The 7964-nt window shown below is 66.4% G+C and carries 9 protein-coding genes; 4 read left to right on the top strand and 5 right to left on the bottom strand.

The window, feature by feature from the left end:
- Nucleotides 1-86 precede the first annotated feature (86 nt).
- The 3 genes from EBS11_RS27445 (at nucleotide 87) to EBS11_RS27435 (ending at nucleotide 1392) form a co-directional block, all read left to right on the top strand.
- Complete coding sequence (locus EBS11_RS27445) at nucleotides 87-410, top strand: hypothetical protein (protein ID WP_290608520.1); 324 nt, start codon at nucleotides 87-89, stop codon at nucleotides 408-410.
- Between the two features lie 128 nt (nucleotides 411-538).
- Complete coding sequence (locus EBS11_RS27440) at nucleotides 539-856, top strand: hypothetical protein (protein ID WP_290608518.1); 318 nt, start codon at nucleotides 539-541, stop codon at nucleotides 854-856.
- Between the two features lie 65 nt (nucleotides 857-921).
- A complete protein-coding gene (locus EBS11_RS27435) occupies nucleotides 922-1392 on the top strand; it encodes a DUF2244 domain-containing protein (RefSeq protein WP_290608516.1) in 471 nt (156 codons plus the stop codon).
- A gap of 10 nt (nucleotides 1393-1402) precedes the next feature.
- Here the strand turns inward: EBS11_RS27435 and mgrA are convergent, their stop codons facing one another.
- Nucleotides 1403-2443, bottom strand: coding sequence for an L-glyceraldehyde 3-phosphate reductase (gene mgrA, locus EBS11_RS27430; protein WP_290608514.1), 1041 nt, complete (start codon nucleotides 2441-2443; stop codon nucleotides 1403-1405).
- Between the two features lie 121 nt (nucleotides 2444-2564).
- Between mgrA and EBS11_RS27425 the strand changes: the two genes are divergently transcribed.
- Nucleotides 2565-4127 (top strand): CYTH and CHAD domain-containing protein, encoded by a 1563-nt coding sequence (locus EBS11_RS27425; RefSeq protein ID WP_290608512.1) that lies wholly within the window; start codon nucleotides 2565-2567, stop codon nucleotides 4125-4127.
- Nucleotides 4128-4299: 172 nt separating this feature from the next.
- Here EBS11_RS27425 and EBS11_RS27420 read toward each other — a convergent pair whose 3' ends face one another.
- From EBS11_RS27420 to EBS11_RS27405, 4 genes are all read right to left on the bottom strand, one after another.
- On the bottom strand, nucleotides 4300-5166 hold the full coding sequence (locus EBS11_RS27420) for a Kdo hydroxylase family protein (protein WP_290608510.1): 867 nt from the start codon (nucleotides 5164-5166) through the stop codon (nucleotides 4300-4302).
- 87 nt (nucleotides 5167-5253) lie between these two features.
- Entirely contained in the window at nucleotides 5254-5625 is a 372-nt protein-coding gene (locus EBS11_RS27415; protein WP_290608508.1) for a lysozyme inhibitor LprI family protein, read from the bottom strand.
- Nucleotides 5626-5857: 232 nt separating this feature from the next.
- Nucleotides 5858-6436, bottom strand: coding sequence for a Fe-Mn family superoxide dismutase (locus EBS11_RS27410; RefSeq protein ID WP_096234329.1), 579 nt, complete (start codon nucleotides 6434-6436; stop codon nucleotides 5858-5860).
- Nucleotides 6437-6716: 280 nt separating this feature from the next.
- Complete coding sequence (locus tag EBS11_RS27405; protein ID WP_290608504.1) at nucleotides 6717-7736, bottom strand: substrate-binding domain-containing protein; 1020 nt, start codon at nucleotides 7734-7736, stop codon at nucleotides 6717-6719.
- Nucleotides 7737-7964 lie beyond the last annotated feature (228 nt).

Genomic DNA, 7964 nt, shown 5'->3' with positions numbered 1-7964 from the left:
ATTTTCCCCGGGGAAAATGCCGTGCAGGCGTGCGCCGCCAGCCCGGCCAGGGGAGTAAGCTGATTTTTTGTTAACGGGAGTCAGTCATGAGCAGCAGTTCACTCGATCCGGATAATTTGCCCGTCACCCCCGACCGTGTCCTGGGAAGCGGCCACGGCAAGGGCGCCCTGGGGCCCAGCGACAGTTCCGACAGCGGCAGCGACATGCAGGGCGTGCCGGGCCAGGATGCCGAAGCGCTCGACAACGACAGCGATGCGGCCGGCACGGGCGAACGGGCCGGCGTGGAGCCGCAAAACGCGGCGCCCGATGGCGGCGACATCGATGTCGACCATGTGGAGAGCGTCGCGCCCGTGCAGCCGCCGGAGGACGCCGATGCGCAGGACCCCGCGCCGCAGGCGCCGCGGCCCTGATCCGGGCGGCCGGGCGTAGGTTGCCGCGGCGAATTACCATCGCCGCTGCGCCATCAGCGTAAAATGGAGGCAAGGCGGCGCGCGCGCCGCCATGGCCAGCCGGCCGGCACAGGATAGGATGTCACAGGATGCACACGCAGATGTCGGAAGAGAAAGAAAAGGACTTGATGTCGATGTACCGCGAGACGCGGCCGCGCGAGTTCGTCGGTGAAAAAAGCACCACCAACCACCTCGCGTGGAGCTTGCTGGTGATCTTGCTGGCGCTGGCGTTCTGGCTGGCCGTGGCCCTGGCGGCGGCGGAAAACCAGCGCCATGCCCTGGCAACGCGGGCTTGCCAGGACCGCGTGTTTCCGGCAGAGATAGATATGTCTTGCTTGCAGCAGGTCAAGTCGCGCGAACACTGGTGGCAGCACGTGGGCCATGCGCTCGTGCACCTGGGCGATTGAACTTGCCCGTCTGAAACGAAACAGGCGGCCGCGAGGGCCGTAGCGATGATGTTGCGGGAGGCGCCATGCCACGCGATCATTCGCGCGAGCAGCCGCAATGGCTGTTTGCGCGCCACAGGGCCTTGACGACGCGCCAGCTGCTGCGCGCGTATGGCGTGCTGTGCCTGTTTTCCACGGCGATCGCCGCCGCCTTTGCCCTGCGCGGCCTGTGGTACATCCCCGTCTTTTCCTTTGCCGAACTGGGCCTGGTGGCCGTGGCCTTGCTGTACTACCTGCGCCATGCGCGCGATTACGAGCACATCGCCCTGCGCGACGGCGAGCTGATCGTCGAACAGGTGCGCGCGGGACGGTGCCGGCGCCACCATTTCGCCCCGTGGCGCACGCGCATCGTCGTGCCGCAGGGCACGCGCCAGCTGATCCGCATCTGCGACCTGCGCGCCGGCGGCATGCAGGTGGCGGTGGGCGCCTTGGCCACGCCCGAGCGGCGCCGGCAGGTGGCGCAGGAACTGCGCGCGCTGCTGCCGTCGCCGCCCTGAACGCACCGGCCTATTTCGCCCGCGACGGACCGGCCCACAGGTTGATATGGCCTTCGCAGGCCTGCACGTCGATGGCGGCCAGCTCCTCGGCCGTGAACGCCAGCTGCTGCAGCGCGGCCACGTTTTCGCGGATTTGCGCGCTGCTGCTCGCGCCGATCAGGGTCGAGGTGACGCGCGGGTCGCGCAGCACCCAGGCCAGCGCCATCTGCGCCAGGGTCTGGCCGCGCCGGGCGGCGATATCATTGAGGGCGCGCACGCGGGCCAGGTTTTCCGCGCTCAGGTGCTTCTGCGTCAGCGAACCGCCGCCGGGACGGTTGACGCGCGCATCCTGCGGCACGCCGTCCAGGTACTTGTCGCTGAGCAAGCCCTGCGCCAGCGCCGTGAACGTGATGCAGCCCATGCCTTCTTCCTGCAGGGTGTCGAGCAGGCCGTCTTCCTCGATCCAGCGGTTGAGCATGTTGTACGACGGCTGGTGGATCAGGCACGGCACCTTCCATTCCTTCAGCAGGGCGGCCGCCTCGGCCGTCTTTTGCGGCGAGTACGAGGACAGGCCCACGTACAGCGCCTTGCCCTGCTGCACGGCGGTGGCCAGCGCGCCCATGGTTTCTTCCAGCGGCGTGTCGGCGTCGTAACGGTGCGAGTAAAAGATGTCGACGTAGTCCAGGCCCAGGCGCTGCAGGCTCTGGTCCAGGCTGGCCAGCACGTATTTGCGCGAGCCGCCGCCCTGGCCGTACGGGCCCGGCCACATGTCCCAGCCCGCCTTGGTGGAAATGATCAGTTCGTCGCGGTAGGGTAAGAAGTCTTCGCGCAGCAGCTTGCCGAAATTGCTTTCCGCGCTGCCATACGGCGGGCCGTAGTTGTTGGCCAGGTCGAAATGCGTGATGCCCAGGTCGAAGGCCGTGCGCAGCATGTCGCGCTGCGAAGCCAGGCTGTTGCTGTCGCCAAAGTTGTGCCACAGGCCCAGCGACAGCAGCGGCAGCTTCAGGCCGCTGCGGCCGCACGTGCGGTATTGCATGCTGTCATAGCGGTTGTCGGCGGCGTGGTAGGTCATGGCAACTCCAAAGTAAATGAATCGCCTATTTTCGCGCAAAATCAAGGTCTGCGTGCGTGCTCCTTGCGCACGTGCGGCGGCGCCGTACAATGGGCGTTCAGGAGTCTCGCGAGGAGCGGTCATGGAAATCGAGTTGAAATTGCTGCTGGCGCCCGAGGACGTCCCCCGGCTGCGCGTGCATGCCCTGCTGGCGCAGTATGCGCAGGCCGAACCGCAGGTGCTGGCCATGCACGATATCTATGTCGATACGCCCGACCTGCAGCTGTGCCGCCACCAGGCGGGCCTGCGCGTGCGCCAGGTGGATGGGCGCTGGGTGCAGACCCTGAAGGCGGGCGGCACCGTCAGCGGCGGCTTGCACAGCCGCCACGAATGGGAGGGCGAGGTGGCCGGCCCCGCCCCCGAGCTCGACGCGCTCGACGCCGCCATCGGGCGCAAGCAGCCCATCCGTGCGCTGCTGCGCCAGGATGCCGTCCGCGCCGGCCTGCAAGCCGTGTTTACCACGCGCATGGAGCGCACCGTGTGGCAGCTGCGCACGCCGCAGGGCGACCAGATCGAATGTGTGCTGGACCAGGGTGTGATCGAACGGGGCGAGCAGGGCGCGGACGGCGCCCCGCGCAGCGTGTCCGTCAGCGAGATCGAACTGGAACTGAAGCAGGGGCAGGCGGCCAGCCTGTTCGACGTGGCGCTGGCCCTGTTGCAGGACGTGCCGTTGCGGCTGGGCCACATGAGCAAGGCGGAGCGGGGCTACCGCCTGGCGGCGTCGCAGCCGCTGCAAGCGGTCAAGGCGCAGCCCTTGCCGCTGGACGCGGCGATGACGGTGGAACAGGTGTTTCTTGCCATCTGCAGCAATTGCCTGGAACAGGTCAGCGGCAACCAGGATGGCGTGGCGGCGGGCGAGGACGTGGAAAGCCTGCACCAGATGCGTGTGGGCTTGCGCCGCCTGCGCTCGGCGCTGGGCATGTTCAAGACCCTGCTGGCGCTGCCGGACGCGCTGAAAACCGAACTCGACTGGCTGGGGGGCGCGCTGGGCGAGGCACGCGACTGGGATGTGCTGGCTGGCAATACCCTCGCGCACATCGACGGCGAGGCGGCCGCCGATGCGGCGGCGCTGGCGCAGGCGGCGCGGGAGCAGGCGCGCGCCGCGCACGCTCGGGCCGCCCAGGCCGTCATGTCGGCGCGTTACACGGCATGGATGCTGGGCATACAGCGCTGGCTGCAGGCGCGGGGCTGGCGCGACGGCTGTTCGGCGCGCCAGTTGCGGCGGCTGGACGGGGGCGTGTCGCCGTTTGCCCATGCCACCCTGCGCAAGGACCAGCGTCGCCTGATGAAGCGCGGCAAGCGCCTGCTGCATGCCACGCCGCAGCAGCGCCACCGGGTGCGCATCGCGGCCAAGAAGACGCGCTATGCGACGGAATTCTTTGCCTCGCTGCTGGACGCGCGCGCGGTCAAACCGTATGTGGGGCGCTTGTCGGCGCTGCAGGATGAACTGGGCTGGCTCAACGACGTGCAGGTGGCCGACCGCCTGCTGCAGCAGTTGCCCGACGGCCAGCCGGGCCAGGCCGAGCTGCTGCTGCACGCGGCCTTCATCCGCGGCTACCTGGCGGCGGGCATCCAGTCGCAAGGCGTGGATGGCAGCATGCACCGGGCCTGGCGGCGTTTCAAGACGGCACGCTTGCCGGCTTGACGGCCTGTTGGCCCGACGCCGGGCGGCGCCAGCCTGGCTTGAATGCGATTCCGGCACGATTCCGGCGCCATCCCGGTGCCATCCCGGTGCCATTCCGGCGTGACCTGGGCCTGGCCTGGCGGTGGTTTCGTCCTGGCGCCAGATGAGGGAGATGAGGGGCCAGGGGAGGGGGCTAGGTGAGGGGCCGCCCCAACTGGCGTTCCAGGATGGCCAGCGGCGACTTGCCGGGCGCGGCCATGGCGCCCACGGGCAGCAGCCAGGTTTGCTCCAGCGCATGCTGGCCGCGCAGGGCCGCATGCGACACGGCATCGCTGAAGACGATCCAGCTCTGGCCCGGCGCGAAGGCGTGGGTATGGTGTTCCACGTGCGCCTGGTAGTCGGCATCGGCCTTCATGGCGTCGTGCAATTGCAGCATGTAGTGGTCGTAAGGCGTGCGGCGCGACTTGGTGACGTGCAGCCACTGCAGCAGGGGTGCCAGCCCCGGTCGCGGGCGTGGCGCCGCCGGCAGGAAGCGCTGCGCCACCTGCTCGAATGGCGCGCCCAGCTTCCACACGCGCGGCGCGTCCTGCGGGTGGATGTTGGTGAAGACGCGCAGGATGCGCCGGCCCTGCGTGGGCGAGGCGGGGAAGCTGTCGACGTGCAGGCGGGTGTCGTCCTTGCGCCAGGACGTCACCCTGCCGGCGATTTCCACGGGGCGGAAGCTGCCCTTGCCCTGCTGCAGATGCGCCTGGTAGCTGGGCAGCAGGCCGGCCAGCAGGCTGCGCGTCTGGCGCGCATAGCGCTGCATCAGCGCCGCCAGCAGGGCCGCATCGTAGGCGTCGCCCTGGCCGCGCACGCCGCGCGCGGGATCCCAGCTGATGTTCTTGGCGCTGCCCGCCGCGCCGTTGAGCAGCGGGTATTCTTCCTTTTGCAGGGGAAAACCCAGGCCGGGCAGCAGGAGGACCTGGGCGTCTTCGAGCGCCTGCAGCGCGGCCGCTTGCTGCGCCGGGCTGGCATTCGCATCCCAGTGGCTGAGGGAAATGTCGACAAGCTGGCTCATGGACATTAATCGAAAAGGAATCGGAGCGTTCAGTGTAGACGCTCGCCGGCGGCTCCGTTTGCGCTGGCGCAGGTCAGGCTCACGGGCTTACAGTTTGCTGTTCTGGCAGCCCGCGCTTACGCATTCGCGCACGCGGTCCTGCAGGAACTGTGCCCGTTCGATAGTGGTCTGGGTGGCGCAATCGAGGTTGACATAGAAGCCCGACGATTCGCGCTTCGAGCATGTCTTGTTGCGCTTGTCGATCCACGCCAGCTGGCCTGCCTTCAGGCTTTGCTTGCCGTTCGCGTCGAGCCGGGCAGCGAGGGTCTTGTAGTTGGCGTTCAGTTCCTTGTCCGCTTCCTGGTACACCTTGTTCAGGCAGTACAGGCCGTCGAAGTCGTTGCGCGGCGTGTCGCAGGCGGAATTGGCGAAGGCGGAAGCGGAGGCGCAGAGCAGCACGGCAAGCATGATTTTTTTCATTTTTGTCTTTCAGCAAGTGGAACAGGCCAGAGCGCAGGGAGACATGCTGTTTTTTTCGCATCTTATAACAATTGGCGCGGGGGCCTTGTTCGATTGAATGGCCATGCGCCGCAGGGACTTTTTGCCCGGGCAAAAAAAAAGAAGCCCGGCTCGCAAGCACAGGCTTCTTTTCAGGGAAGGTTACCGCGGCGCGCGCCGTGGCAGGTTCCGTCCTCCGTTGTCAGGAACGCGCTTACGCGAAGTTCTTGGCAACGAATTCCCAGTTGACCAGGCCCCAGAACGTTTCCACGTACTTGGCGCGCAGGTTGCGGTAGTCGATGTAGTAGGCGTGTTCCCACACGTCGCAGGTCAGCAGCGGCTTGTCGCCGGTGGTCAGCGGGCAGCCGGCGTTCGAGGTGTTGACGATGTCGACGGAACCGTCGGCTTTTTGCACCAGCCAGGTCCAGCCCGAACCGAAGTTGCCCACGCACGATTTGGTGAACTCTTCCTTGAACTTGTCGAACGACGACCATTTCGCGTTGATCGCGTCAGCCACGGCACCAGTAGGCGCGCCGCCGCCGGCTGGCTTCATGCCGTTCCAGTAGAACGTGTGGTTCCACACCTGGGCCGCATTGTTGAAGATGCCGCCCGACGACTTCTTGATGATGTCTTCCAGCGACAGGTTCTCGAACTCGGTACCCTTGATCAGGTTGTTCAAGTTGGTGACATACGCCTGGTGATGCTTGGCATAGTGGTATTCCAGGGTTTCTTTCGAAATATGCGGCGCCAGAGCGTCCATTTCATACGGCAGTGGTGGCAGAGTATGTTCCATGTGATGTCCCTTTGTGGTGAGTGTTCGGAGTCTTCCGGCCTGCGGCCGGAGGGTTGAGCCAAGCGTGCTTGAAGCAGGCATTCTTGCTGAACGAGCCACTATTGTAAAGCGGATGCGCCATTGCTGCAGATTCCGGCACGCGTCGCCGATGCTGGCAGCGTAGTGATTCTCGTTCAGGAAAACAGTGGCATAGGGCGAGGCGTCAGCACCTGGAGAAACCGTAGCGAGCAACACCGATCCGATCGCGGGCTGCGCGGCAGGTTTTTCATGGGGTAAATGCTTAGCGCACGCGGCGCGTGGTCTCGCGCACGATCAGTTCCAGGGGGGGAATGGCCGCCTGCACGGCTTCGCCATTGATCAGGCCCAGCAGCGCTTCGGTGGCAATGCGGCCGATGTCGTACAGGGGCTGGTGGATGGTCGTCAGCGGCGGCGTCGTGTAGGACGAGCCGGGCAAGTCATCGAAGCCGACGAGCGAGATATCGTCGGGCACGCGGATGCCCTTGCGGTACAGGCACAGGCGCACGCCGTAGGCGGACAGGTCGTTGGCGGCGAAGACGGCGCTGAACTGTTGATGCGTATCAAACAGATGGTTCATGGCCAGCATCCCGCTCGCTTCGTGGAAATCGCCTTCCACCATCAGCTTCGGGGCGATGGCGATGTCCGCCTCGCGCAGCGCGCGCTGGTAGCCCGTCAGGCGTTCGGCCGCGTCCGTGTTGTTGGCGGGGCCGGAGACGAAGGCGATGCGGCGGTGCCCCAGTTCCACCAGGTGGCGCACGGCCAGGTAGGCGCCGTATTCGTTGTCGAGCTTGAAGCCGATGGCACTCTTCGTCGCCAGCAGGCGGCCCGTCGAGACGATGGGACGCTGCTGCGAGAAGTCGAGCACGCTCTCGTCCGAGATGCGTCCCGACAGCAGGATGATGCCGTCGACCTTGCGCGCCAGCAGCAAACGGATGCGGTCCGCTTCTTCCTGCGCATTCCAGTGCCCGCTGACGATGACGGACGCATAGCCCGTGCCCTTCAAGCCATCGTCCACGCCGCGCAGGCTTTCGTCGAAGAAGGGGCTGGAAATATCCTGTACCACGATGCCGATGGTCATCGAGCGGCCCTTCTTCAGGCCCTGGGCCATCTGGTTCGGCGCGAATTTCATTTTGGCAATGGCGGCCAGCACGGCATCGCGCTTGTCGTCGGACACCTTGGCCGTGCCATTGAGGATGCGCGAGACGGTGCTGGGCGACACGCCGGCCTGGCGGGCAACGTCGAGCAGGGTGGAGGGAGGGGCGGCGTGGGCGCTATCGGTCAAGGTGATTCCCGGTGTCAAGATGGCTGGTTGTCAGAGCTCTGAAAACCTTTTCAGTGAAAGATTACCATAAATGGCGGTCAACGCCGCAGGCCGGGTGGCGGCCGGGCAGCGGCCGCCATCGATCGCTGCCGGCCTTTCCCGGCCGGCGCTGCCTGGTCCGGATCGCCGGGAGGCGGCAGTCAGGTAGGCAGGCGACCAGGCGAGAGGCGAGAGGCGAGAGGCGAGAGG

Source organism: Janthinobacterium sp., from assembly GCF_009923995.1.
Taxonomy (GTDB): Bacteria; Pseudomonadota; Gammaproteobacteria; order Burkholderiales; family Burkholderiaceae_D; genus Janthinobacterium.
This window is presented reverse-complemented; position numbering and strand designations above follow the sequence as displayed.

What these genes read in the sequence shown, in the direction of transcription:
- EBS11_RS27445 (WP_290608520.1), top strand. Translation starts at nt 87, where the DNA reads ATGAGCAGCAGTTCACTCGATCCGGATAATTTGCCCGTCACCCCCGAC.
- EBS11_RS27440 (WP_290608518.1), top strand. Translation starts at nt 539, where the DNA reads ATGCACACGCAGATGTCGGAAGAGAAAGAAAAGGACTTGATGTCGATG.
- EBS11_RS27435 (WP_290608516.1), top strand. Translation starts at nt 922, where the DNA reads ATGCCACGCGATCATTCGCGCGAGCAGCCGCAATGGCTGTTTGCGCGC.
- mgrA (WP_290608514.1), bottom strand. Translation starts at nt 2,443, where the DNA reads ATGACCTACCACGCCGCCGACAACCGCTATGACAGCATGCAATACCGC.
- EBS11_RS27425 (WP_290608512.1), top strand. Translation starts at nt 2,565, where the DNA reads ATGGAAATCGAGTTGAAATTGCTGCTGGCGCCCGAGGACGTCCCCCGG.
- EBS11_RS27420 (WP_290608510.1), bottom strand. Translation starts at nt 5,166, where the DNA reads ATGAGCCAGCTTGTCGACATTTCCCTCAGCCACTGGGATGCGAATGCC.
- EBS11_RS27415 (WP_290608508.1), bottom strand. Translation starts at nt 5,625, where the DNA reads ATGAAAAAAATCATGCTTGCCGTGCTGCTCTGCGCCTCCGCTTCCGCC.
- EBS11_RS27410 (WP_096234329.1), bottom strand. Translation starts at nt 6,436, where the DNA reads ATGGAACATACTCTGCCACCACTGCCGTATGAAATGGACGCTCTGGCG.